The sequence below is a fragment of the Rhodococcus sp. P4_E4 genome (assembly GCF_056401575.1).
The window spans coordinates 288,690-313,781 of sequence record NZ_JBFUJB010000015.1 but is presented as its reverse complement, the minus strand read 5'-3'; the positions used below and the strand labels follow the sequence as shown (position 1 = coordinate 313,781).

The following is a 25,092-nucleotide window of genomic DNA, read 5'->3' as shown; positions in this document are numbered from 1 at the left end:
TTCTGACCGCAATACCCGCAACACTGGACCTGTCGCCGGAATCCACCATCACATGAAGGGCACGTCATGGACATCAAGCTCGAACTGGTCGCCATTCCCGTCACCGACATCGACCGCGCCAAGGACTTCTACGTCCGCCTCGGCTTCAACGCCGACCACGATCACACGGTCAGCGAGGACCTGCGCTTCGTCCAGCTGACCCCACCCGGTTCGGCCTGCTCGATCTGCATCGGCAAGGGAATCACCGACGCCGAGCCCGGTTCCGTCGTCGGCATGCAGGTAGTGGTCAAGGACATCGAAGAGGCTGAGCGCGAGTTCAAGAGCCGCGGCATCGACATCAGCCCGATCGACGACCAGGCCTGGGGGCGGTTCATCTACTTCGCCGACCCCGACGGCAACAAGTGGGCTGTCCAGGAGATCGTCATCCCGGACCTCAGCGGCAGCAACTCCTGAAACGAGCGACATGAAAAATCCCCCCACCTCTTTCGAGGTGGGGGGATTTTCTACGAACTAACGCTTAGCGGTAGTCGTTGCTGAAGCCGTAGTCGTCCAGCGGAACTGCAGCACCGGTGTTCTGGCCGAAGCCGTCCGGGCTGTAGTACTGGTCGTCGTACGACGGCACTGCGTAAGCAGCGGCGCGTGCCTCTTCGGTGGGCTGAACCTGGATGTTGCGGTAACGGTTGATACCGGTACCGGCAGGGATCAGCTTACCGATGATGACATTTTCCTTCAGACCGATCAGCTTGTCCGAGCGGCAGTTGATAGCCGCGTCGGTCAAGACACGAGTGGTCTCCTGGAACGATGCCGCGGACAGCCACGAATCCGTCGCGAGCGACGCCTTCGTGATACCCATGAGCACCGGACGGCCGGCTGCGGGCTCGCCACCCTCGGCGACAACGCGGCGGTTTGCCGACTCGAACTCGGCGCGCTCGGTGAGCGAACCGGGCAGGAACTCGGTGGCACCGGAATCGATGATCGTCACGCGACGAAGCATCTGGCGCACGATGACCTCGATGTGCTTGTCGTGGATCGACACACCCTGGCTCCGGTACACCTCCTGGACCTCGTTGACCAAGTGGATCTGAACCTGACGCGGACCCATGACTCGCAGGACCTCGTGGGGATCGGCAGCACCTTCCATGAGCTGCTGTCCGACCTCGACGTGGTCACCGTCAGCCAAGAGGCTTTCGCGACCATCGGCATGCTTGAAGACGCGCAGACGCTGACGCTTGCTGAGCTTGTCGTAGACAACCTCTTCGCCGCCGTCGTCCGGAACGATGGTGATCTTGTAGAAACGATCGCCGTCTTCGAGCTGTACCCGACCGGTGACGTCCGCGATAGGAGCCTTGCCCTTGGGCACACGTGCCTCGAACAGCTCCTGGACACGCGGCAGACCGCCGGTGATGTCATCTCCTGCGACACCACCCTGGTGGAAGGTACGCATGGTCAGCTGGGTACCGGGCTCACCGATCGACTGTGCGGCGACGATACCGACAGCCTCACCGATGTCGACCAGCTTGCCGGTGGCCATCGAACGGCCGTAGCAAGTGGCGCAAACGCCGGTGCCGGTGGTGCAGGTCAGGACCGAGCGGACCTTGACCGTCGTGATGCCGGCTTCGAGCAGAGCATCGATCGCGGGGTCACCGAGATCGTGGCCACGCTCGACGATGACGGTGCCGTTCGCGTCGACTGCATCGGCCGCCAAGGTACGGGCGTACGTGCTGGTCTCCACGTGAGCATCGCGGATCATCGTGCCGTCGGCCTGCTTCTCGGCGATCGTGGTGACGATGCCGCGCTCTGTTCCACAGTCGACCTCGCGGACGATGACGTCCTGCGAAACGTCCACCAGACGACGGGTCAGGTAACCCGAGTCGGCGGTGCGGAGTGCGGTATCGGCCAGACCCTTACGAGCACCGTGCGTGTTGATGAAGTACTCGAGAACGGTCAGGCCTTCCTTGAAGGAAGACTTGATCGGACGCGGGATGAACTCACCCTTCGGGTTTGTCACCAGACCCTTCATACCGGCGAGCGAGCGAACCTGAGTCATGTTGCCGGCTGCGCCGGACTTCACGATCATCGGGATCGGGTTGCTGTCGGGGAAGTGAGCCTCCATGGCCTTGCCGACCTTGTCGGTCGCTTCCTGCCAAATGGTGACCAGAGCGCTGTTGCGCTCCTTCTTGTCCAGAGCACCACGCTGGTACTGCTTCTCGATCTTGTCGGCCTGAGCCTCGAAGTCCTCGATGATGGCAGGCTTCTCCGGCGGCACGAGCACGTCGGAAATCGAGACCGTGACACCCGAACGGGTGGCCCAGTAGAACCCGACGTCCTTGAGCTTGTCGACGGTCTGAGCAACCACGATCATCGGGTACCGCTCGGCGAGATCGTTGATGATCGTCGCCTGGCGCTTCTTCGGCATCTGCTCGTTGACGAACGGGTAGTCCGCCGGAAGCAGCTCGTTGAAGAGCACACGGCCGAGTGTCGTGGTGGCGGTCCAGCCGTCACCGTATTTCCAGCCCTCGGGGAACAGTTCGTTCTCGAGGTCGCGCGGCGGACGCTGCTGCGTCAGACGCACCTTGATCTGAGCCTGAACCGAGAGCGCGCCGCGGTCGACTGCCATCTGAGCCTCGGCGGGCGAGGAGTACACGCCCTGCTCTGCCTCGTCGTTGGTCGGAGCAACGAGCTCACCGGTGACACCCTCGTCGAGACGGGTCAGGTGGAACAGACCCGTGACCATGTCCAGACGCGGCATGGCGAGCGGGCGACCCGAAGCAGGCGAGAGGATGTTGTTCGAGGACAGCATCAGGATGCGGGCCTCGGCCTGAGCCTCTGCCGACAGCGGGAGGTGAACAGCCATCTGGTCACCGTCGAAGTCGGCGTTGAAGGCCTCACACACCAGCGGGTGGAGCTGAATGGCCTTGCCCTCGACGAGCTGCGGCTCGAATGCCTGGATACCCAGACGGTGCAGCGTAGGTGCACGGTTGAGCAGCACGGGGTGCTCGGCGATGACCTCTTCGAGGACGTCCCACACCTGGACGCGCTTGCGCTCGACCATGCGCTTGGCCGACTTGATGTTCTGCGCGTGGTTGAGATCGACCAGACGCTTCATCACGAACGGCTTGAACAGCTCGAGAGCCATCAGCTTGGGCAGACCACACTGGTGCAGCTTGAGCTGAGGACCGACGACGATCACGGAACGACCCGAGTAGTCGACGCGCTTACCGAGCAGGTTCTGACGGAAACGACCCTGCTTGCCCTTGAGCAGATCGCTCAGGGACTTCAGCGGGCGGTTACCCGGTCCGGTGACCGGACGTCCACGACGACCGTTGTCGAACAGGGCGTCGACCGACTCCTGCAGCATCCGCTTCTCGTTGTTGACGATGATCTCGGGAGCACCGAGGTCGATCAGTCGCTTGAGGCGGTTGTTGCGGTTGATGACGCGGCGGTACAGGTCGTTGAGGTCGGACGTCGCGAAACGTCCACCGTCGAGCTGAACCATCGGGCGAAGCTCCGGCGGGATCACCGGAACAGCGTTGAGGACCATGCCCATCGGCGAGTTGCCGTTGGTCTGGAATGCCGCAACCACCTTGAGGCGCTTGAGTGCACGCAGCTTCTTCTGGCCCTTGCCGCTGCGGATGGTCTCACGGAGAGACTCTGCCTCGGCGTCGAGGTCGAAGTTCTGCATCAAGATCTGGATGGACTCTGCGCCCATCGCACCCGTGAAGTACTCGCCGTAACGGTCGACCAGCTCGCGGTACAGGAGCTCGTCGATGATGAGCTGCTTGACGCTCAGCTTGGTGAAGGTGGTCCAGATCTCGTCGAGACGATCCAGCTCACGCTGCGCGCGGTCACGGAGCTGACGCATTTCGCGCTCGCCGCCGTCCTTGACCTTGCGGCGGACATCGGACTTAGCGCCCTCTGCCTCGAGCTCGGCGATGTCGGCTTCGAGCTTCTGCGCACGTGCCTCGAGATCGGCGTCGCGCTGATCTGCGACGGTCTTCTTCTCGACCTGCATCTCGGCTTCGAGGGTGGACAGCTCGTTGTGACGGAGCTCCTCGTCGACGCCGACGATGACGTAGGCAGCGAAGTAGATGATCTTTTCGAGATCCTTCGGAGCCAGGTCGAGCAGGTAACCGAGACGGCTCGGAACACCCTTGAAGTACCAGATGTGCGTGACCGGTGCGGCCAGTTCGATGTGACCCATACGCTCACGACGAACCTTGGCGCGAGTGACCTCGACGCCACAGCGCTCACAGATGATGCCCTTGAAGCGGACACGCTTGTACTTACCGCAGTAGCACTCCCAGTCCCGGGTGGGGCCGAAGATCTTCTCGCAGAAGAGGCCGTCCTTCTCGGGCTTGAGCGTGCGGTAGTTGATGGTCTCCGGCTTCTTGACCTCGCCGTAGGACCAATTGCGGATGTCCTCTGCACTGGCCAAGCCAATGCGGAGTTCATCGAAGAAGTTGACGTCGAGCACGTAACTTCCTTTCCCCGTTGGGGTTACGGTTGCCGGTCACCCGGCAACCTGACTGCCAATTCAAATGTGAACTACGCCCCCGGGCCGCTCTTTCAAGAGCAACCCGGGGACCGAAACCTAGTTCGCGAGGTCGTCGACCGTCGCAGCTTCGTTCCTGGACAGGTTGATGCCCAGGTTCGCTGCGGCCCGCTCCAAGTCCTCGTCGTCGCCGTCCGCCATCGTGATGGCCGCGCCGTCCGAGGACAGCACCTCCACGTTGAGGCAGAGCGACTGGAGCTCCTTGAGGAGCACCTTGAACGACTCGGGGATGCCGGGTTCGGGGATGTTCTCGCCCTTGACGATGGCTTCGTACACCTTGACTCGACCGACCACGTCGTCCGACTTGATGGTCAGCAGTTCCTGCAGCGTGTAAGCCGCGCCGTAGGCCTGCATCGCCCAGCACTCCATCTCACCGAAGCGCTGGCCACCGAACTGGGCCTTACCACCGAGAGGCTGCTGCGTGATCATCGAGTACGGACCGGTCGAACGAGCGTGGATCTTGTCGTCGACCAAGTGGTGCAGCTTGATGATGTACATGTAACCGACCGAGACCGGGTACGGGAACGGCTCGCCGGAGCGGCCGTCGAACAAGGTGGCCTTTCCGTCGGGTCCGACCATCTGCTCGCCGTCACGGTTCGGCAGCGTCGCGCCGAGGAGACCGGTGAGCTCGTCTTCCTTCGCACCGTCGAACACCGGGGTGGCGATGTTCGAGTCGGCCGGAGCGGACAGCATCTCTTCCGGCAGGGTCGCAGCCCAGTCGGGACGAGTGCCGTCGGACGCGATCTGAATGTTCCAGCCGGTCTTGCCGATCCACCCGAGGTGGGTCTCCAAGACCTGACCGATGTTCATACGACGCGGGACACCGTGCGTGTTCAAGATGATGTCGACAGGCGTGCCGTCCGAGAGGAACGGCATGTCTTCCTGCGGCAGGATCTTGCCGATGACGCCCTTGTTACCGTGGCGGCCGGCGAGCTTGTCGCCGTCCTGGATCTTGCGCTTCTGTGCCACGTAGACGCGGACCAACTCGTTGACACCGGGAGGCAGATCGTCGTCTTCGTCACGTGAGAACACGCGGATTCCGATGACCTTGCCGGTCTCACCGTGAGGAACCTTGAGGGACGTGTCACGAACCTCGCGAGCCTTCTCACCGAAGATGGCGCGAAGGAGGCGCTCTTCGGGGGTCAGCTCGGTCTCGCCCTTCGGCGTGACCTTTCCGACCAGCACGTCGCCGTCACGAACCTCGGCACCGATACGGATGATGCCGCGCTCGTCGAGGTCGGCAAGGACCTCGTCGGAGACGTTCGGGATGTCGCGAGTGATTTCCTCGGCACCGAGCTTGGTGTCGCGGGCATCGATCTCGTGCTCCTCGATGTGAATCGAGGTCAGGACGTCCTCTTCCACGAGACGCTGCGACAGAATGATCGCGTCCTCGTAGTTGTGGCCTTCCCACGGCATGATCGCGACGAGCAAGTTCTTGCCCAGCGCCATCTCACCGTTCTCGGTGCAAGGGCCGTCGGCCAGAACCTGGCCGGCCTCGACACGCTGTCCCTCGTCCACGATCGGACGCTGGTTGGCGCACGTGCCCTGGTTGGAACGCGCGAACTTGCGCATCCGGTACGTCTTGCGGCTTCCGTCGTCAGCCATCACCGTGACGTAGTCCGCGGAGATCTCCTCCACGACACCGGTCTTCTCGGTGATGATGACGTCGCCGGCATCCACAGCTGCACGCAGCTCCATGCCGGTTCCGACGAGAGGTGCCTCGCTGCGAACCAGCGGGACAGCCTGACGCTGCATGTTCGCGCCCATCAGGGCACGGTTTGCATCGTCGTGCTCGAGGAACGGAATCATCGCGGTTGCGACGGACACCATCTGACGCGGCGAAACGTCCATGTAGTCGATGTCGGAGGACGCGACGAACTCGACCTCGCCACCCTTACGGCGGACGAGAATCTTCGAGTCGGTGAAGCGACCCTCGCGGTCGATGGCCGAGTTGGCCTGCGCGACTACGTGGCGGTCTTCTTCGTCAGCGGTCAGGTAGTCGACCTCGTCGGTCACCTGTCCGTCGACGACGCGACGGTACGGGGTCTCGATGAAACCGAACGGGTTGACGCGGGCGTAGACCGACAGCGAACCGATCAGGCCGATGTTCGGGCCTTCCGGGGTCTCGATCGGGCACATGCGGCCGTAGTGCGACGGGTGAACGTCGCGAACCTCGAGGCCGGCGCGCTCACGGGACAGACCACCCGGGCCGAGGGCGGACAGACGACGCTTGTGCGTCAGCCCCGACAGCGGGTTGTTCTGGTCCATGAACTGCGACAGCTGGGAGGTTCCGAAGAACTCCCTGATCGCAGCGACGACGGGACGGATGTTGATCAGCGTCTGAGGCGTGATTGCCTCGACGTCCTGCGTGGTCATACGCTCACGAACCACACGCTCCATGCGGGACAGGCCCACGCGGATCTGGTTCTGAATGAGCTCGCCGACGGTACGCAGACGACGGTTGCCGAAGTGGTCGATGTCGTCGACCTCGACGGGAACCTCGACGCCGCCAGGAGCCGTCATCGAGGTGTCACCTGCGTGCAGACGCACGAGGTACTCGACGGTGGCGACGATGTCTTCTTCGGTGAGCGTGGATGCAACGATCGGCTGACCCGCGTTCAGGCCGAGCTTCTTGTTGATCTTGTAACGACCCACGCGAGCGAGGTCGTAGCGCTTGTCCTTGAAGAACAGGTTCTCCAGCAGGGTCTGCGCGCTCTCCTTGGTGGGGGGCTCGCCCGGACGCAGCTTGCGGTAGATGTCGAGCAACGCCTCATCGGTGCCGGCGGTGTTGTCCTTCTCCAGCGTGGCCATGAGGATCTCGGAGAAGCCGAAGCGCTCCGTGATCTGCTCGGTGGTCCAGCCGAGTGCCTTGAGCAGGACGGTGACAGGCTGACGACGCTTGCGGTCGATACGGACACCAACGGTGTCGCGCTTGTCGACGTCGAACTCGAGCCATGCGCCGCGACCCGGGATCACCTTGACGCTGTGCAGATCCTTCTCGGTGCTCTTGTCGACGCTCATGTCGAAGTACACACCGGGGGAACGCACGAGCTGCGAGACGACCACACGCTCGGTGCCGTTGATGATGAAGGTGCCCTTGTCGGTCATCATCGGGAAATCTCCCATGAAGACCGTCTGGCTCTTGATCTCACCAGTGTTGTTGTTGATGAACTCCGCGGTGACGAACAACGGCGCCGCGTAGGTCATGTCCTTGTCTTTGCACTCGTCCGTCGAGGCCTTGACCTCGTCGAATCGAGGGTCGGAGAAGGACAGCGACATAGTGCCGTTGAAATCCTCGATCGGAGAAAGCTCCGCGAGGATGTCCTCGAGACCACCGGACACTGCATTGTCGCCGAGTGCCGCTGCTCGTTCACGCCAACTCTGCGCGCCGATCAGCCACTCGAACGAATCTGTCTGTACGTCAAGAAGCCCGGGAACTTCGAGGGGTTCGCGAACTTTCGCGAACGAAACCCTCTTCGGGGCTCCGGGGATTCCGGAAACTGCCTTGGTCTGGCTAGAGACTGCCAAGATGCGTCCTTCCAGCACCTCACGCGGGCCGCTCCGTGCTGTTGCGACCGCCGCTGTATCTGCTTCGAATTTCGCTGGTTACAACCCGAACGAAACCCGTCGCAGAAAGCAAGAAGTACTTGACTTCGCAGCGGTTGAGACGAGGGGTGGACAGGAGGCAGCCAGCGCAACGTCCAAAAGTACACCCTTACTCTGGAAATGTCGAGTCGGGTGTAACTGAGGGTCGAATTCAGATACTGACGTGAGACTGCCGATCACTCGTCCGTGCATGTTCACCGATCAGAGTGGACCTTGCAGACGGCTCCGTCAAGGGCGAGAGCGCGTGTCGCAGCATTCGAACATTTGTGACGCGCATTCGAACACCGCCACCGGAAGTGTAGCCAGCAACGGCGTCACATACGAAAAATCTGGACCGACATCGTGCGTCGGTCCAGATCTTCGCGCTGGTACGCAGGTGCTACTGGTCGCGAATCTCCGAGCTACTGGTCGCGAATCTCCGAGCTACTGGTCGCGAATCTCCGAGATCAGCCAGTTTCCGTCCTGCTTCTCCAGACTCACGATGACCATTCCGGAGCGAGAGTCTGCCGCCACGCCGTTCTGCGTCGAGCTGACGTTCAGTTGGGCGAGCAACTGCGCCCGGTCCTTCTCGAGTCGTGTGATCCCGATCAGCGGGACATCAGCGGTCGTTGCCGTCTGAGTTTGTTCGACGCCGGCCTTCTGCGTGTCCTTGTACTGGGTCAGCTGATCGCGCATCGACTGGTTCAGGCCCTGGACACCCTTGTCGAAATCGGCGTCGAACGTGTCGGGAGAGAACGTGAAGACTGCAGCCAACGCCGACGGCGTCACACGAAGAACCTCAGCCGTGGCGCCTTCGTCCACCCAGGCGATGTCGTCCGTCTTCGCGCCGACTTTGAAGAAGGCGATGCCGGCGAGGATCGCGACGATGACCGCTGCGGCCCCCAGGATCGCGACCAGGCGCCAACCGGCCTTGGATTGTGTAGGTGTTGTCGCCGACTCCCCCGCGCCCGTCTCCGGGGTAGCAGGGGCCTTGGGCTCGTCTGCGACGGTTTTCGCCGGTTTGGTCAGATCGGGGCCTGGTGTGGATTCCGGCGCGTCGGTTTCCGTCTTCGACGGCTCGATGTCTCCGGACTCGGCCTTCGTGAGCGTCGGCTTCGCAACCTTCGGCTTCGCAACCTTCGGCTTCGCAACCTCCGGCTTCGCAGCCTCCTGTGTCTCTTCTTCCGGCTGTTCGATCGCGGGCTCGACCGGGTCCGAGTCGGACGTCCCCGCGGGGACGTTGAGCGAACGAGCGCTTCCAGCGATCTTCGGCCGACGGTTCTGAGGGGAGGACGGTCCGCCGGTACGACGTTTGGGTGGCATTACGCGCTTCTCCTTCGAGGGATGTCGGTGTGCAGGTTCGACGAACTACTGGCCACCGGAATCACCACCCTCGGTTGTCGGTGCAGGAGCACCGGATGCAGGTGCTTCGGTCCCCGAACCGGGTGCGGGCGTTGCGTCAGGAGCAGGCGTGGAGCCGTCGGCAGCCGGCAGAGTGCCCGAGCCGAGATCGAGCCGCGATCCGATCGGATCAGCGGACTGCGCCTTCCAGACCCCGTCGACCTCGACCATGCCCAGCCGCATGCCGAGCTGATTCTTGACGAACTGGTTGCCCTGGGTCGTGGTGACTCGAACGACGACCAGTGCCGTGGCGGTCCGGTCATCGGTATTGAGCTCGGTCAGCGCGGACTGCACAACTTCGGTGTCAGCCTTCGAACCCGAGTTCCGCAACTCGTCGGTGATGGAATCCTGAACGGTCTGCAGATACGTCGTCATCTCGTCACCGGTCACCGAAGAACGCATGTTCTCGATCGACTGGTCGAGATTTGCCGAATCCGCGTTGTTGAGGTTGATCGCGACTTGCTGCGCACCGATCAGCGCGTCGTCACGCATCTCGGCGGTGGTGCGGTCGGTGGTGAGCGCCCGAACGTACGGGACGCCGAACACACCGAGCGCAACCACTGCCGCCAGAAGCAAGACACCGACCGCAATCAGAGACGCTGTCAGCCCCTTCGGTCTACCGGTTGTCGGCGCTCCCGATTCGACTTGCTCGGGCCCGCCGGACTGCGGGGAACTGTTTCTCTGAATCACACTCACTACCCTACTTACCTGTTTTGCCCAGCCTCTGGCCGCGAATCGTCAACTGCCACAACTCAGTAGCCTGAACTGCACAAACTCGACCACATTCGGATCGGTCTACTTCGGTGTCACTCCGAGCAACGGCGCCAACTGCGTCGCGATCGGGTTGAGGTTCAACTTGTCCGGATCGACCTTCGGCTTGAAGTCCCAAGGCTGGATCGTGTCGGGATCGGCGTACACCACGCGGTTGGCACTGCGGACGCCCGTCTCGCTGCCCAGCGGCGTCTCACACGACGCCGCGGTGTTGAGCGGGAAATCCTGCTGGGTGTCGTCGAAGTTGGGATTCTGACGTTTCATCTCGTCCAGGATCGCCATGGTGCCTTCGTAACCCACCGTGCACGAGAGCGGATTATTGGTCTCGAGCACCAAGCCCTGATGGACCGTTCCGTCGCCGGGAGCAACCGTCGGTGCGGCAGCGGCCAGGCCGGGAAGGAAGATCAGGAACGGCTGCAGCGCGATCGTTCGGGGTGCAAGCGTCTTGGTGGTCGCGGCAAGATTGGTCAGGTCAGTCGTCAGGCTCGGGCCCGCCTCGTTGATGAGGGCACCGATCTGATCGCTGGCCGGGATGCCGTTGTCGATCAAGCGACGGATGTCCGGATCGCTGGTCCGCAACTGCGCCGTGACAGCATCGAGATCGGTACTGAACTGCTTGATCGCGGAGGACTGATCCGACTGCGTCGTCAGTACCGTCTCACTGTTCCGAATCAGCGCGAGCGTCTGAGGCAGAGTGTCGAGCCCGGACTGCGAGAGACCGGACAGCGAATCGGCCAGGACCTGAATGTCCTCGCCCTTGCCGTTGAATGCGGCACCGAGTTCGACGGCGACGGTGTGGAGCGCGTCGACCGGCACGGACTTGACCAAGCCGTTGGCACTGGTCAGCACATCCTCGATCGGGATCGGAGTTGTGGTGTCCCCCACCGCGATCACCGAGCCGTCCGCGAGGAACGGTCCCTGATCGGTATCGGGCTGAAGGTCGACGTACTGCTCACCGATGGCGGAGCGGTTGGCCACGACTGCACGGGCCGACGCGGGAATCTCCGGAGCACTGTTGTCGATCTTCAGGTCGACCTGAATTCCGTCCTCGGTCAACGACATGTCGCCCACTCGCCCGACCGGCACACCGCGATACGTCACCTCGGCGTTGGTGAAAATTCCACCGGACGTGGCCAATTCGGTCTTGACCGTGTACTGACCGAACCCCATGAGGTTGTCCAGACGCACGTACTTGGCGCCGACGTAGATGAGACCCAGGAGCGCGACCACCACGAAGCCGACGAGCTGCCATCTGACCAGAGCTGATCTCACTGTCCATCACCACCGATTCCGAACTGTTCCAGCATTCCCTGGATGGGGTTGAGTGGGTCCGCTGCCGGAGCCGGTGTTGCCGGGTCGCCGGCCGTGGTGGCGGGTAGACCGGCGACGACGGGGATCTGCGGCAGGATCGGAGCGATCGGCAGCAGCGACACCGTCGGCCAACCCGGCCGCGGTCCGTTTCCGTTGTAGTACGGGTTGGACGGATCTACCACCGGCTTGGGATTGCCGAACTTCGGCTGACGGTATTCCGGTTCACCCTGTCCGACACCGAGACCCGAGAGAGTGTTGCCGATCTGCAAGTCGACGCTCAGGAAGAGGTTCACGGAACCACCCTGCGCAATCTTCTCGACACCGTCCGGGAACGGGAACGTCGGAAGGAAAGGAAGTGCCCCGACGAAGTCGTCACCGGAGTCTGCGAGCGCCTGCAGCGTTGGACGCAGAGCCTGAAGATCAGCGATCAGATCGTCCTTGGACTGCGTGAGGACGTCGGTTCCCACTGTTCCGAGTCGATCCACCTGAGCAAGCATCTGCGTCAGCTGCGGGCGCTGCTCGTTGAGAACCTGTGTCGCAACGGGGAGTTCCTCGAGAATCTTCCCGATCTTCTCGTTCTGATCGTTGACGCGGGTCGAGAGCACATCCAGGCCGTCGAGCGCGCGGGTGATGTCGTCACGCTGTTCGTTGAGTCCACCGATGAGTGTGTTCGCCTGCTCCAGAAGACTTCTCGTCTTGCCCTCGCGACCGTCGAATGCGGCCCCGAGTTCTTCGACGATGGGTTGCAACTGGCCCACACCGCCGCCGTTGAGCAGCAGCGACAATGCGCCGAGAACCTGCTCGATCTCCGTGGCGTGGCGAGTGCGATCGAGCGGAATCAGGTCTCCGTCGGCCAGCTTCGCAGAGTCCGGTCCGGACGGCGGGGCCGACAACTGGATGAACTTCTCGCCGAGCAGGTTGGTCTGCTCGACCGCGGCAATTGCGTTGGCGGGTAGATCAACCGACGAGTCGAGGATGATTCCGACGTCCGCGGTCCATCCGTCCGGGCCGACCGACACGTCGTCGACTCGACCGACCGGAACACCGTCGACCTTCACAGCGGACTGCGGAACAAGGTCCAAGACATCGTCGAACTGAATGGTCAAGTGCATCGGATCGGAACCCACATCGGGACCGCCGGGAAGCGGAACCGCGTAGATTCCCTCGGACGAGCAGGCTGTTGCCGAGATCAGGACGGCGCACAGTCCGGCGCCGACTATCAATGAACGCTTCACTCGCCCTCCCCGTTTCCACTGGTCAGTCGCGGTGACACGACGCCGGGCACAGTGCCCGGAACTACCTGCATCTGTCGTTCGGAACCGGCAAGGATGCCGAAGGGAAGGTTCAGGCCTGCAGCCTGATTGGCTGCGTCGGTCATCGCCGCGACGTTTGCGCACTGGTCGATAGCCGGTTGCATCTGCCTTCCCAATGCCTCGAACCGAGGATCACCGGGCAACAGCTTGCCGAGGTCCATCAACTTGCAGAGCACGCCGGCCGGGTTCTGAAGATCAGGGAACGCCAGACGTGAAGCCAGCACACCTGATTCGGCGTCGTACGAGTTGACCAGGTTGGAGATCGCCAACGGAAGCATGGTGAGCGTGTTGGCCAGGGCTTCCTTGTTGTTCGCCAATGTCTGTGTCGGTTCGACGAGACCCTCGGTTGTCTGGACCAGTTGATCACGGTTGTCTGCCACGAACTTCGCGACGTCGCCGAGAGCAATCGAGAGCTGGTTCAGAGCGGCACCGAGATCGTCGCGCTCACCTGCCAAGAATCCGGTCAGGTCCGACAACTGAGTGTTGAACTGGCGCACCTGCTGATCGTTGGCCGCGAGAGCGCCCACGAAAGTATCCAGGTTCTTGATGGTGAGCGAGATGTTGTCACGCGAATCGTTGAGCGTCCGTGCGGCATCCGAGAGGTTGGTGATGCTGTCTCCCAACGCTTCACCGTTGCCCTCGAGGTTGGCCGCACCTGTCTCTACGAAATCGGACAGTGCTCCGTTCTTGTTGGCACCTTCAGGACCGAGCGCCGACGCGAGTTCGTCGATGCTGGAGTACAACTGGTCGACCTCGACGGGCGTCGCCGTCTTCTCGATAGGAATGACTGCACCGCTGGCCATCTTGTCGCCGCCGGTGAAGACCGGTGTCAGCTGGATGTAGCGGTCGGCAACCACCGAAGGCGTGATCTGAGCGGCACTGGCACCGGCGGGGATGTCGATCCCACGATCGACGCGCAACTCGACCTTGACCTGATCTCCCTGAGGTTCGACGGATTCGACGGTGCCGACCTTGACACCGAGAACACGAACGTCGGAACCGTCGTAGATACCCACCGACTTGTCGAAGTAGGCGGTGATCTTGGTGGTACCGGCGCGAGTGAACACCCACCACAGCGCGCCACCGATTACGAGTAACCCGATCAGAACAGCGGCGATGATCGCGACCGAGCGCTTCTTGGAGCCGCTTCCGGCTTCGGCAGTATCAGCCATCAGTTGCCTCCCAACGTACGAACGGGGTCACGGTAGCCCGGAATATCCGGCAGACCCGGCGGAAGGAGGTTCACGACGACCTGGTCGAACCAACGGCCGTTGCCGACCACGTTGGCGTACAAGCGAATGAAGGGTTCGTAGAGCTTCAGTGCCTTGTCCAAGTTCTCGTTGTTGGCCTTCAAGATGTCGATGACGCCGTTGAGCTGCGTCAGCGCCGGCCCGATTGCCGCCTCGTTGTCGCGAACGAGACCGGTGAGCTGCTGAGAGACGCGCTGAGTTCCGGTGAGCAGCTGCGAAATCGCTTGCTGGCGATTGTTGAGCTCCTGCACCAGAAGTCCGCCGTCTCGGATCAGCTGGGTGAACTCCTTGTTGCGATCCGCAAGAATCTGCGACGTCTTCCCGGTGGCGGCGAAGAGCTTCTGCAGGTCCTGATCGCGGCTCGCAATCGTCTGCGACAGCCGGCTGACACCGTCGAGCGAAGCGCGGACATCGCCAGGTGTCTCGGAGAATGCCTGGGACAACGTCTCCATGCTCTTCGCCAACTGGTCGGTGTCGATGTCGCCGACGGTGTCCGCCGCTGCCGAGAAGGCCTGAACGACGTCGTACGGAGAGGTGGTGCGCTCGAGCGGAATCCGGTCCTTGGGATCGAGGTTGTCGGTTCCGCGCGGATCGAGTGCGAGGTACTTCTGTCCCAGAATCGTCTTGATCTGAATGGACGCAGAGGTTTGATCTCCCACCCACGCGTCACTGACCTTGAAGTCGACGAGAACACGGTCACCGTCGAGATCGACGGAAGTGACCTTGCCGACCTTCACGCCGGCGATACGAACCTCGTTGCCAGGCTTGAGACCCGCAGCTTCGGAGAACTCGGCGGAGTAGGACGAGCCGGCTCCCACGAACGGAAGCGAATCGAGGAAGAACGCGGACAAAGTGGCCAACAGCACCACGAAGATACCGATGGCTCCGGCCATTGCCGGACTGCGACGTTTACTCATCGACCTTGCAACTCCCTCATACCGTCTTGAGTGCATCGCGTGGCCGCGTTGGTGTAAATCGGCTGATTGACCGTCGGCAGGCCGGTGGGCAGATTCAGCGAGGCAGACTGTCCTGGACCGGCAACGATGTCGATTCCGCACAGGTAGAACTGGAACCAGGAACCGTAACTCGCTACGCGAGCGAGCTTGTCGAGCTTGACCGGCAAGGTCTCGAGCACCGCGTTCACGTCGTCACTACGACGGTTGAGCGTGGTCGCCAGCGTGTTGAGCGCCGTGATCGAGCCCTGAATCGACGGCCGCGTCGGCTCGAGCAGATCTGCAGTGGCATCGGTCAACCCGGCGAGTGAGGTGACGGCCGAACCGACGACACCGCGCTCGTTGGCCAACCCGGTGACGAGTTGCTGGGTATTGACGATCAGCGAATCGAGGTTCTTGTCGTTCGCGTTGACTGTGTCGAGAACGTCGTTGAGGTTCTTGATCACCGCCCCGATGACGGCGTCCTTGTCCGCGACGGTGTTGGTCAAACTCGCTGTGTTGCGGACGAGTTCGCTGATGGTGCCCGACTCCCCCTGGAAGACCTGGATGATCTGGTAGGACAGCTTGTTGACGTCGTCAGCGCTCAGGGTGGTGAACAGCGGCTTGAAGCCGTTGAACAGCGTCGTGAGATTTACTGCCGGGCGAGTCTGCGCCAACGGCAGGGTGTCGCCGCCGGTGATCTTCTGGCCCTGGCTGCCTTCACCTTGCGAGAGCGAAATGTATCGCTGCCCGACCAGGTTGCGGAACCGGATCGTGGCGATGGAACTGGCAGGCAACCAATCGCGGTCGGACACCGAGAACTGCACCTCGGCCTGGTTGTCGTTGACGATCGCGATCTTCTCGACCTGTCCGACACGAACACCGGCGATGCGCACCTCGTCACCCTCGTTCAACGAGGTGACGTCGGAGAACACTGCGTTGAACTTGGTGCCTCCGCCGCCGCCGAGGTTGGCGATGCTGGCGGCCAGCAATCCTGTCGCCAGGACGGTGACCACCACGAAGATGATGAGCTTTGTCAGTGGAGCTGCGAGTCCTCTCATTGGACGCTCACCTCCGCACCGGAAAATGCCGGAGCACTGACCATCGTGGTCCACGCCGGAACATCGTCCGGCGCAACACCGTTGGCCTGTCCGTAGATCACCTTCAACGTATCCTCTTCGAGTTTCGAGCCCGCGTAGCCGGCCTGCTGAGCAGGACCGCTGTTGTTGGTCGAGAACAACTGAGGTCCGGAGCCCTCGGGTGCAGGCAGGAATTCCATGGTGGCGGGACCGGGATTGCGGGAAGGAACCTGGTAGGAACCGTCACCGTACGAACCACCGGGGTACTGCGGGAACGGACGACCTGGCTCGGTGACGTTGTCGTAGCAAACCGGGCCGCGGTTGTCGACGAGCCGTGGCTCGTCCTGGTTGGGCAGGTAGCGACCCTTGGGGTTCACGATCTGAATACTCGCACGCACACCAGGATTGGGCGCGTCGGTGGACAGGATCTTGGCAGCTTCCGGGGCGGTGTCCGAGAAGCCCTTGAACGTGCACCCGAACGTCGGTGAGTACTGAGCGAGAAGCTGGAGAGCTTCCTTCGAATCCGCAGCGAGCGTGATGATCGAGGACGAGTTCGCTTCGAGGAAGGCTGCGGTGTCCGACGATGTCACGGTGAGCGACGCCAGCAGAGTCCGCAACTGGTCCTGCTTCTGAACCACCGTGTTACCCGTGGTCCGCAGATTGTCGAGAGCGTTGATCAGATCGGGCGCAGCGTCCGAGTATGTCTGGGAGAAGTCCGCGAACTTGCGCAGATCCTCTTGAACCGCGGGCAGTTCGGTATTGACGCCGCGGAAGATCTCCTCGAGACGATCGACCGTCAGACCGAGCTCAGCGCCGCGCCCCGTCAGACCCTGCGCGAGAGAACCGAGAGTGTTCGCCAGATCCTGCGGCGGAATCGCCTGCAGAAGTGGGAGAAGTCCGTCCAGAACGTCGCCGACCTCGACAGCGTTTCCGCTCTTGTCCTGCTGGATCACCGTTCCCGCGGAAATCGGAGCAGCGGTGGTTCCCTCCGGAATGATCAGGGAGACGTATCGCTCACCGAAAAGCGTCTTCGGGAGCAGACGTGCCGTCACGTTCGACGGAATCAGATCAGCCTTGTCCGGTTCGATCGCGAGGACCGAGGTGACCTGGCCGTCTTTTGTCGACGCGGATCGCACCTCGCCGACCAGCAGACCACGAACCTTGACGTCCGCGTTGGGTGGCAATGCATTTCCGACGGTGTCGGTGACGAGGTCGATCTTCACGACGTCCTTGAACGTCTTGTTGAAGGTTCCGATGGTGAAGGCCAGGAACAGTGCCAACACCACGAAGAACACGAGTCCGAGCACACGGCGGCGCAGGACTGACGGAGCCTCGATCATCCGGCCACCCTCACTGTCGTCGTGGTGCCCCAGATTGCGAGGCTGAGGAAGAAGTCGAGAACGGCGATCGTGACGATTGCCGCGCGAACAGCGCGGCCGACGGCCACGCCGACGCCTGCGGGACCACCCGAGGCATGGAACCCGTAGTAGCAGTGGATCAGAATCAGCACGAAGGCGAAGACCAGGACTTTCGCAAACGAATACAGCACGTCCTGCGGTGGCAGGAACAGATTGAAGTAGTGGTCGTACGAGCCCGTCGACTGCCCGTTGAACACGGTACTGATCACTCGCGACGCGAGGTACGCCGCAAGCAGACCCACGATGTACAGCGGGATGACGGCGACGAAGCCGGCGATCATGCGGGTCGTGACCAGGAACGGCACTGATGGAACTGCCATGACCTCCAGTGCGTCGATCTCTTCGGAGATTCGCATGGCACCGAGTTGAGCGGTGAAACCACAACCCACCGTCGCCGAGAGCGCAAGAGCCGCAACGATCGGAGCGATCTCACGGGTGTTGACGTATGCGGACAGGAAGCCGGTCAGGACCGAGCTACCCAACTGCTCCAGAGCGGCGAAGCCCTGCAGACCGACGACGACACCGGTGAATCCCGACATCATCGCGATGACACCGATCGTTCCGCCGATGACTGCGAGCGCACCGCTACCGAAGGTCACTTCGGCGAGCAGCCGAAGCGTCTCCTTCCGGTACCGATGCAGGGTGCGCGGGGTCCATGCGATGGCGCGCGCGTAGAACGACATCTGCTCGCCCGCGCGGTCCAACGCGTTCACTGGAATTCTGGCAATTTTGCGGCTCTTCAGCAGGAACTGATCGCCGCGGCCTCGTGCGATGGTCATTTAGGTCAAGATCCCTTCGCCGGCACGATCTGGAGGTACACCATCGTCAGAATCAGATTGGCGAAGAACAACAGCAGGAACGTGATGACGACGGCCTGGTTCACCGCCTCACCGACGCCCTTCGGGCCACCGGATGGGTGGAGTCCCTTGTACGCGGAGATCACACCGGCGATGACACCGAACACCGCGGCTTTGATCTCACCGCTCCAAATGTCCGGTAGCTGCGCAAAAGCTGAGAACGACGAGATGTAGGCACCGGGGTTACCGCCCTGCAGGATCACGTTGAAGAAGTAACCACCCGCGATACCGACTACGGACACCAGTCCGTTGAGCAGCACAGCGATCAGCACCATCGCGAGTACACGCGGAACCACCAGGCGCTGAATCGGATTGATTCCGAGGACTTCCATCGCGTCGATCTCTTCGCGAATGGTTCGTGAACCGAGGTCGGCCGTCACGGCCGATCCGGCCGCACCGGCGACCAACAATGCTGTCACCAGAGGGCTACCCTGCTGGATCACCGCCAGGACGCTGGCAGCGCCGGTGAACGATTCTGCACCCAACTGCTTGATCAGCGAACCGGTCTGCAGTGAGACGACGGCGCCGAAAGGAATGGCTACCAATGCCGTCGGCAAAATTGTCACGCTGGCGATGAACCAGGCCTGCTCGATGAACTCACGGAACTGAAATGGACGCCGGAACGTATTCCTGACGACGTCGACAAACAGTTCGACGATGTTTCCGGCCTGAGTTAATGCTCCGTTGACCGGACTCAGAACCGAGTTGCGGGTAACCCCCATCCGATATGCCTACCCTTGCCCGTGTGTCGTGTTTCCGTAGGGATCGCCCTCGTATGCAGGAATGACCTGCGTGTCTTGCGAGTTGTCGTTCCACTCCCCCTGATAGCCGCTCGCGTCGGCGTACTGGGGAGCGTACTGCCCAGTTCCGTCAACCTCGTCGAGGCTGTCCTGAATTGCCGCCTGAGCGTTAGCTGGGAGGGTGTGCATGATCTGGCGGACGCGCTCCTGGCGACGACGAACAGCCTGACGCTCCGGGTTTCCGGGGGTGGCCTTCATCTGCGGCACGATGCCCTCGACGTCGTCGACACCACCGGCGTGGTGACCGGCGTCGACGAGCGCCTGCTCGTGCGCCATCTGAGCCTCGTCCTTTTCCTCCGACATACCGATCGGACCGATCATCGTTCCGTTGAGGAACTGCTTGACGACGGGCTCGTCAGAGGTGAGCAGCACCTCACGAGGACCGAACATCACCAACTGACGACGGAAGAGCATGCCGATGTTGTCCGGCACCGTGCGTGCGAGATTGATGTTGTGCGAGACGATCAGAATCGTCGCGTCCGACTGGGCGTTGATGTCGATCAGCGTCTGGCTGATGTACGTCGTACGCACCGGATCGAGACCGGAGTCAGGCTCGTCGACGAGGATGATCTCGGGATCGAGAACGAGTGCACGCGCAAGACCGGCACGCTTGCGCATACCGCCGGAGATCTCACCGGGAAGCTTGTCCTCGGCGCCGACCAGACCCGTGAGATCGAGCTTTTCCATCACGATCTTGCGGATATCGGATTCCGACTTCTTGGTGTGCTCACGAAGCGGGAATGCGATGTTGTCGTACAAGTTCATCGAGCCGAACAGTGCGCCGTCCTGGAACAGAACGCCGAACAGCTTGCGGATCTCGTAGAGCTCCTTGGAGGAGCACTGCAGGATGTCCGTGCCGTCGATGACAATGGAGCCTTGTTCAGGGCGGAGCAGTCCGATCAGGGACTTCAGGAACACCGACTTACCGGTACCCGAAGGCCCGAGCAGTGCGCTGACCTCACCCGCGGGAAGTGTCAACGACACGTCCTGCCAAATCCTCTGCGACCCGAAAGACTTTGTCAGTCCTTGTACCGCTACCTCGACTCCCACCATTACCTCCGCGACGTCCGTTGCATGCATGCACCCGTGTGGGTTGGGTCACTCTATCGCATGGGAGTGGTACCCGTGACTGCGAATACTACTAACGAGTAGGGAAGAAGCATAATTCAGGTCACAGCCTAGTTCGGGCACCCCTCCCACCTGCATGGATTCCGACATATCACCCGCGAAAAAAGTTCAAAAAAAGAGGGCCACTCCCCGTGGGGAGTGGCCCTCTTCGTTACTACTCGCGAAGAGCAGCGGGAAAACCGTCTTACTTGATGACGATCTTTGCGCCGGCAGCTTCGAGCTTTTCCTTGGCAGCCTCTGCGGCGTCCTTGGCAACCTTCTCGAGGATGGCCTTCGGAGCGCTCTCGACGAGGTCCTTGGCTTCCTTCAGGCCGAGGCCGGAAACGACCTCACGGACGACCTTGATGACCTGGATCTTCTTGTCGCCAGCCGACTCGAGGACGACGTCGAACTCGTCCTGCTCTTCAGCAGCTTCTGCGCCGGCAGCCGGTGCGCCTGCAGCGGCGACGGCGACGGGAGCAGCAGCGGTGACCTCGAAGGTCTCCTCGAATGCCTTAACGAACTCCGAGAGCTCGAGGAGGGTGAGCTCCTTGAACTGGTCCAACAACTCTTCGGTGCTGAGCTTCGCCATTGTGGCGGTCCTTCCTGTAAGTCCCATGTCGCTGATCCGCGACCGGGCGGGGTTATAGCAGTGATGCGCGGGTGCGGATCAGCTTTCGGCTTCGGCCTCGGCCGGAGCCTCGGTGGCAGCCTCTGCGGGGGCCTCTGCGGCTCCGCCTTCTGCGGCCTTCTTCTCCTGCAGGGCAGCGGCCAAACGGGCCATCTGCGAAGCGGGAGCATTGAACAGGCCTGCGGCCTTTGCCAAGTTGCCCTTCATCGCGCCGGCAAGCTTTGCCAACAGGATTTCGCGGGATTCGAGATCCGCGATCTTGTTGACCTCTTCCACGGACAGCGCAGCGCCGTCCATGTAGCCGCCCTTGATGATGAGCGCCTTGTTGTCCTTAGCGAAGTTCTTCAGAGCCTTCGCAGCGTCGACCGGTTCGCCCTTGATGAATGCAATGGCGGTCGGACCAACGAACAGGTCATCAAGGCCCTCGATGCCAGCCTCTGCGGCGGCACGCTTGACCAGGGTGTTCTTGGCGACGGAGTAGGTGGCACCTTCTCCGAGAGCGCGTCGCAGTGTCGTGATGTTGCCAACCGAAAGGCCACGGTATTCCGTGACCACAGCGGCGGTCGAACCCTTGAACTGCTCGGTGATTTCCGCAACTGCGGAAACCTTCTCAGGCTTTGCCATACTTCGCCTCCTCTCGTGACAGTCGTTGTCCCACTCAGGAACCGCTGCACCTCATCGGGGTGAACCCGAGAAGACACAGTCCGCGACATGCAAAACGCCCCGGCGCAAGCGCACGGGGCGTACAGAGGAAACATGAAGAAGAGGCTTACGAATCAGCGTAACGATGCAACGCAAAGCAGTGCATAACCAGGCAAACTGTAGAACCACTACATCAAGCTATCCCCCTACCTCGTTCACCTACGTGGGCCGCCGGGCACTCCCGGACTTTCAACCACACTCATTACTGAGTGCAATCACCAACGGTCTTGGGTAGAACATGATTTTGGGGTGAAGTTCATATCCAGCACTGAACTCCGCGTCGAAGACTACCTGACTACTCGCTGCATAACCAAATCGGGTTCTTCAAGCACCCGGTTTCTTCAAGCACCCGGTTTCTTCAAGCACCCGGTTTCTTCAAGCACCGATGGCCCTGGCGATCTTGTGTTCGATCTCTGCCCGAGCTCGGTCCGGCAGCACCAGCAGCCCGTCGAGTTCCTTGTGAGCCTTCCGATACGCACTCTGACGTTCCTGTGGCGTCGCGCCATCGTCCATGGCCAGGCGCAGCAGACGTTGCGCCCTTACCAGGCGCTCTTGTTCGTCGAGGGTGAATCCGCTCCGTCGGCGACGCTTCGCCTCCGCTTCCGCGATCTCGAAGGCGATCGAGTAAGTGTGCACCGCCTCGCGGTACTCGGTTTGCGCCTGCTGGTTACCGATCATCGTCTCCGGATTGCCTGGACGGAGCAGATCGGCACGATATTTGGCTCGATGAAAATCGGCCGTCAAAGGCTCACGCATGTCCGTCATCATCGGAGTGTCGAGCAGTGTGACCGGATCGAGCTCGTACGAGAACCATCGGGCGTCGACCGCATCGTGCTGCTCGATGGCCTTGGCCAGCTCTCGGCGTTGTGTTTCTTCGTCGGCGTGATGTTGTGCGTTGGCCTGCGCGATGGCGACCTTGGTCTCCTGCTTGAGCCGGAAGCGCTCTTGCCGGCGCTCGATCCGCCTTTCGTTGGCAACCGCGACACCTTTCAGCGCCCCACCGATGGTGCCGCCGAAAACGAAGATCAGCCACCAAAAGTTTCCGAGGAACTGGAACGCTTCGTGCATACCCCGATGATGCCACCGTTGGATCGATACCACCTTTGGAGGCCGGCAGGGAGTGATCCCTGCCGGCCTTCTTGTTCGTATGCGGACTGCTTACGCGTCTGCAGCATCCTCGAGGAGGTTGCGAGTACGGTTCGGATCCACCGGGATGCCCGGACCGGTGGTGGTCGAGACCGTGATCTTCTTCACGTAGCGACCCTTGGCCGACGAGGGCTTCGCACGCAGGATCTCGTCCAGGGCTGCGCCGTAGTTCTCCACCAGCTTCTCATCGTCGAACGATGCCTTGCCGATGACGAAGTGCAGGTTGGCCTGCTTGTCGACGCGGAAGTTGATCTTTCCGCCCTTGATGTCGTTGACAGCCTTGGTGACATCCGCCGTGACGGTGCCCGTCTTCGGGTTCGGCATCAGGCCACGCGGTCCGAGGACACGGGCGATGCGGCCGACCTTGGCCATCTGATCAGGAGTCGCGATTGCGGCGTCGAAATCGACCCATCCACCCTGGATGCGCTCGATCAGGTCTTCTGCACCGACTACGTCAGCGCCTGCAGCCTCGGCTTCTGCTGCCTTCTCGCCAACAGCGAACACGATGACGCGAGCGGTCTTACCGGTGCCGTGGGGCAGGTTGACCGTTCCGCGGACCATCTGGTCAGCCTTACGGGGGTCGACGCCCAGACGAACTGCAACCTCAACGGTTGCATCCATCTTGGTGGACGACGTCTCCTTGGCGAGCTTTGCAGCCTGAAGCGGGCTGTAGAGCTTGTCTGCGTCGATCTTCTCAGCGGCGGCGAGGTACGCCTTGCTGCGCTTTGCCATTTGTTCTGTCCTTACTTATCACTGCAGCGAATTACCTGTGCAGTGGTGAATGGTTCAGTTGTGGTCGGGGCCTGGCCGGCCCTCCCACGTAGTGCTGTGGAGCGGACTATTAGCCCTGGACCGTGATGCCCATGGAACGAGCGGTGCCGGCGATGATCTTCGCGGCCTGCTCGATGTCATTGGCATTGAGGTCTTCAGCCTTGGTCTTCGCGATTTCGCGCACCTGATCCATGGTCACCGAGGCAACCTTGGTCTTGTGCGGTTCGCCGGAGCCCTTGGCGACGCCGGCTGCCTTGAGGAGCAGCTTGGCGGCGGGAGGGGTCTTCAGCTTGAAATCGAAGGTCCGGTCTTCGTAGACCGAGATCTCGACCGGCACAACGTTGCCGCGCTGGGACTCAGTCGCCGCGTTGTAGGCCTTGCAGAACTCCATGATGTTCACGCCGTGCTGACCGAGCGCGGGACCCACGGGAGGTGCAGGGTTAGCCTGACCTGCCTGGATCTGCAGCTTGATGAGCCCGGCGAGCTTCTTCTTCTTTGGGGGCATCTCTAGTTCCTAGTTTCTAGCTTGGGTGTGTGTCTTGCGTCGAACAAATTGCAAGTTTTGGGGTGGTCAGATCTTCGCGACCTGGTTGAAGTTGAGCTCAACCGGGGTTTCACGACCGAAGATCGACACGAGAACCTTGAGCTTCTGCTGCTCGCCGTTGACCTCGCTGATGCTGGCCGGAAGGGTTGCGAACGGGCCGTCCATGACGGTGACCGACTCGCCGACCTCGAAGTCGACCTCGATGAGGGGCTTGCCGAAGGACTCGGACGGTGCCTCGCCTGCTGCGACGGCGGCCGCTGCAGCCTGCTGCTTCTTCTGCTCCTGCTGCGGGAGCAGGAACTTGACGACCTCGTTGAGGGTCAGCGGCGAGGGACGCGACGTGGCACCGACAAAACCGGTGACGCCAGGCGTGTTGCGCACTGCGCCCCACGACTCGTCGTTGAGCTCCATGCGAACGAGGATGTATCCGGGCAGAACCTTGCGATTGACCTGCTTGCGCTGGCCGTTCTTGATCTCGGTGACCTCTTCGGTGGGAACTTCCACCTGGAAGATGTAGTCACCGACGTCGAGGTTCTGAACGCGAGTCTCGAGGTTGGTCTTGACCTTGTTCTCGTAACCGGCGTACGAGTGGATGACGTACCAGTCACCCGGGGCGCGACGCAGCGCAGCCTTGAGTTCGGCAACGGGATCCTCGACCTCGAGCTCGGCGGCGGGAGCGGCCTCGTCGGAGTTCTCGGCATCGTCGGAGATGACGTCCTCGGTCGCTGCAGCGTCTGCATCAGTGCCTTCGGCAACGTCTGCATCGGTGCCTTCGGCAACCACGACGTCTACTTCGGCTGCCGCCTCGGCAGAAACACGCTCTTCGGCCAAAGCCTCATTCGTGTCGTTCTCGGGGGTGCTCACTGGGGCACTCGCTTCCTCTCGTTACTCGGACCCGGGTCGGGTCTTGTCGCGCTCGCAG

General features: G+C 61.8%; 20 protein-coding genes. 1 reads left to right on the top strand and 19 read right to left on the bottom strand.

Translation table 11 applies throughout. The features are described from left to right. Positions 1-66: 66 nt before the first annotated feature. Positions 67-453: a glyoxalase superfamily protein gene (locus tag AC1DVN_RS18270; RefSeq protein WP_003942070.1), complete on the top strand. Its 387-nt coding sequence runs from the start codon at positions 67-69 to the stop codon at positions 451-453. A 64-nt stretch (positions 454-517) separates the two neighbouring features. Here AC1DVN_RS18270 and AC1DVN_RS18265 read toward each other — a convergent pair whose 3' ends face one another. The 19 genes from AC1DVN_RS18265 to nusG form a co-directional block, all read right to left on the bottom strand. After that, entirely contained in the window at positions 518-4,474 is a 3,957-nt protein-coding gene (locus AC1DVN_RS18265) for a DNA-directed RNA polymerase subunit beta' (protein ID WP_019744304.1), read from the bottom strand. Between the two features lie 117 nt (positions 4,475-4,591). After that, a complete protein-coding gene (gene rpoB, locus AC1DVN_RS18260) occupies positions 4,592-8,098 on the bottom strand; it encodes a DNA-directed RNA polymerase subunit beta (RefSeq protein WP_019744305.1) in 3,507 nt (1,168 codons plus the stop codon). Positions 8,099-8,581: 483 nt separating this feature from the next. Then, entirely contained in the window at positions 8,582-9,460 is an 879-nt protein-coding gene (locus tag AC1DVN_RS18255; RefSeq protein ID WP_477994088.1) for a hypothetical protein, read from the bottom strand. A 45-nt stretch (positions 9,461-9,505) separates the two neighbouring features. After that, on the bottom strand, positions 9,506-10,234 hold the full coding sequence (locus AC1DVN_RS18250) for a hypothetical protein (protein ID WP_019744307.1): 729 nt from the start codon (positions 10,232-10,234) through the stop codon (positions 9,506-9,508). Positions 10,235-10,333: 99 nt separating this feature from the next. Next, positions 10,334-11,581: an MCE family protein gene (locus AC1DVN_RS18245; protein ID WP_019744308.1), complete on the bottom strand. Its 1,248-nt coding sequence runs from the start codon at positions 11,579-11,581 to the stop codon at positions 10,334-10,336. Then, positions 11,578-12,855 (bottom strand): MCE family protein, encoded by a 1,278-nt coding sequence (locus tag AC1DVN_RS18240; RefSeq protein WP_020906821.1) that lies wholly within the window; start codon positions 12,853-12,855, stop codon positions 11,578-11,580. Before AC1DVN_RS18240 ends, AC1DVN_RS18245 begins: the two co-directional genes overlap by 4 nt. Further along, on the bottom strand, positions 12,852-14,105 hold the full coding sequence (locus tag AC1DVN_RS18235) for an MCE family protein (RefSeq protein WP_003941941.1): 1,254 nt from the start codon (positions 14,103-14,105) through the stop codon (positions 12,852-12,854). Before AC1DVN_RS18235 ends, AC1DVN_RS18240 begins: the two co-directional genes overlap by 4 nt. Beyond that, on the bottom strand, positions 14,105-15,100 hold the full coding sequence (locus AC1DVN_RS18230) for an MCE family protein (RefSeq protein WP_003942053.1): 996 nt from the start codon (positions 15,098-15,100) through the stop codon (positions 14,105-14,107). Before AC1DVN_RS18230 ends, AC1DVN_RS18235 begins: the two co-directional genes overlap by 1 nt. Next, positions 15,097-16,176: an MCE family protein gene (locus AC1DVN_RS18225; RefSeq protein WP_019744310.1), complete on the bottom strand. Its 1,080-nt coding sequence runs from the start codon at positions 16,174-16,176 to the stop codon at positions 15,097-15,099. The genes AC1DVN_RS18230 and AC1DVN_RS18225 overlap by 4 nt, the downstream gene beginning before the upstream one ends. Then, entirely contained in the window at positions 16,173-17,534 is a 1,362-nt protein-coding gene (locus AC1DVN_RS18220) for an MCE family protein (RefSeq protein WP_019744311.1), read from the bottom strand. The genes AC1DVN_RS18225 and AC1DVN_RS18220 overlap by 4 nt, the downstream gene beginning before the upstream one ends. Further along, positions 17,531-18,391, bottom strand: coding sequence for an MlaE family ABC transporter permease (locus AC1DVN_RS18215; protein ID WP_047268907.1), 861 nt, complete (start codon positions 18,389-18,391; stop codon positions 17,531-17,533). Before AC1DVN_RS18215 ends, AC1DVN_RS18220 begins: the two co-directional genes overlap by 4 nt. Before the next feature lie 5 nt (positions 18,392-18,396). Beyond that, the gene (locus tag AC1DVN_RS18210) at positions 18,397-19,191 is read right to left on the bottom strand and encodes an MlaE family ABC transporter permease (RefSeq protein WP_003942038.1); all 795 of its coding nucleotides are present in this window, start codon (positions 19,189-19,191) and stop codon (positions 18,397-18,399) included. A 9-nt stretch (positions 19,192-19,200) separates the two neighbouring features. Beyond that, positions 19,201-20,322, bottom strand: a complete 1,122-nt coding sequence (locus AC1DVN_RS18205; RefSeq protein ID WP_024487305.1) for an ABC transporter ATP-binding protein — start codon at positions 20,320-20,322, stop codon at positions 19,201-19,203. A gap of 259 nt (positions 20,323-20,581) precedes the next feature. Further along, entirely contained in the window at positions 20,582-20,968 is a 387-nt protein-coding gene (rplL, locus tag AC1DVN_RS18200; protein WP_003941857.1) for a 50S ribosomal protein L7/L12, read from the bottom strand. A 78-nt stretch (positions 20,969-21,046) separates the two neighbouring features. After that, entirely contained in the window at positions 21,047-21,631 is a 585-nt protein-coding gene (rplJ, locus tag AC1DVN_RS18195) for a 50S ribosomal protein L10 (protein ID WP_003942074.1), read from the bottom strand. A 453-nt stretch (positions 21,632-22,084) separates the two neighbouring features. Further along, positions 22,085-22,777: a hypothetical protein gene (locus AC1DVN_RS18190; protein ID WP_042951226.1), complete on the bottom strand. Its 693-nt coding sequence runs from the start codon at positions 22,775-22,777 to the stop codon at positions 22,085-22,087. Positions 22,778-22,867: 90 nt separating this feature from the next. Then, positions 22,868-23,587 (bottom strand): 50S ribosomal protein L1, encoded by a 720-nt coding sequence (gene rplA, locus AC1DVN_RS18185; RefSeq protein ID WP_003941982.1) that lies wholly within the window; start codon positions 23,585-23,587, stop codon positions 22,868-22,870. Positions 23,588-23,696: 109 nt separating this feature from the next. Further along, positions 23,697-24,131, bottom strand: a complete 435-nt coding sequence (gene rplK, locus AC1DVN_RS18180) for a 50S ribosomal protein L11 (RefSeq protein ID WP_003941896.1) — start codon at positions 24,129-24,131, stop codon at positions 23,697-23,699. A 66-nt stretch (positions 24,132-24,197) separates the two neighbouring features. Next, positions 24,198-25,034: a transcription termination/antitermination protein NusG gene (nusG, locus tag AC1DVN_RS18175; protein WP_003942049.1), complete on the bottom strand. Its 837-nt coding sequence runs from the start codon at positions 25,032-25,034 to the stop codon at positions 24,198-24,200. Between the last annotated feature and the right edge of the window lie 58 nt (positions 25,035-25,092).

What these genes read in the sequence shown, in the direction of transcription:
- AC1DVN_RS18270 (WP_003942070.1), top strand. Translation starts at nt 67, where the DNA reads ATGGACATCAAGCTCGAACTGGTCGCCATTCCCGTCACCGACATCGAC.
- rplL (WP_003941857.1), bottom strand. Translation starts at nt 20,968, where the DNA reads ATGGCGAAGCTCAGCACCGAAGAGTTGTTGGACCAGTTCAAGGAGCTC.
- rplJ (WP_003942074.1), bottom strand. Translation starts at nt 21,631, where the DNA reads ATGGCAAAGCCTGAGAAGGTTTCCGCAGTTGCGGAAATCACCGAGCAG.
- AC1DVN_RS18210 (WP_003942038.1), bottom strand. Translation starts at nt 19,191, where the DNA reads ATGGGGGTTACCCGCAACTCGGTTCTGAGTCCGGTCAACGGAGCATTA.
- AC1DVN_RS18235 (WP_003941941.1), bottom strand. Translation starts at nt 14,105, where the DNA reads ATGGCTGATACTGCCGAAGCCGGAAGCGGCTCCAAGAAGCGCTCGGTC.
- rplA (WP_003941982.1), bottom strand. Translation starts at nt 23,587, where the DNA reads ATGGCAAAGCGCAGCAAGGCGTACCTCGCCGCCGCTGAGAAGATCGAC.
- AC1DVN_RS18255 (WP_477994088.1), bottom strand. Translation starts at nt 9,460, where the DNA reads ATGCCACCCAAACGTCGTACCGGCGGACCGTCCTCCCCTCAGAACCGT.
- AC1DVN_RS18190 (WP_042951226.1), bottom strand. Translation starts at nt 22,777, where the DNA reads ATGCACGAAGCGTTCCAGTTCCTCGGAAACTTTTGGTGGCTGATCTTC.
- AC1DVN_RS18215 (WP_047268907.1), bottom strand. Translation starts at nt 18,391, where the DNA reads ATGACCATCGCACGAGGCCGCGGCGATCAGTTCCTGCTGAAGAGCCGC.
- AC1DVN_RS18220 (WP_019744311.1), bottom strand. Translation starts at nt 17,534, where the DNA reads ATGATCGAGGCTCCGTCAGTCCTGCGCCGCCGTGTGCTCGGACTCGTG.
- rplK (WP_003941896.1), bottom strand. Translation starts at nt 24,131, where the DNA reads ATGCCCCCAAAGAAGAAGAAGCTCGCCGGGCTCATCAAGCTGCAGATC.
- AC1DVN_RS18230 (WP_003942053.1), bottom strand. Translation starts at nt 15,100, where the DNA reads ATGAGTAAACGTCGCAGTCCGGCAATGGCCGGAGCCATCGGTATCTTC.
- AC1DVN_RS18205 (WP_024487305.1), bottom strand. Translation starts at nt 20,322, where the DNA reads ATGGTGGGAGTCGAGGTAGCGGTACAAGGACTGACAAAGTCTTTCGGG.
- AC1DVN_RS18225 (WP_019744310.1), bottom strand. Translation starts at nt 16,176, where the DNA reads ATGAGAGGACTCGCAGCTCCACTGACAAAGCTCATCATCTTCGTGGTG.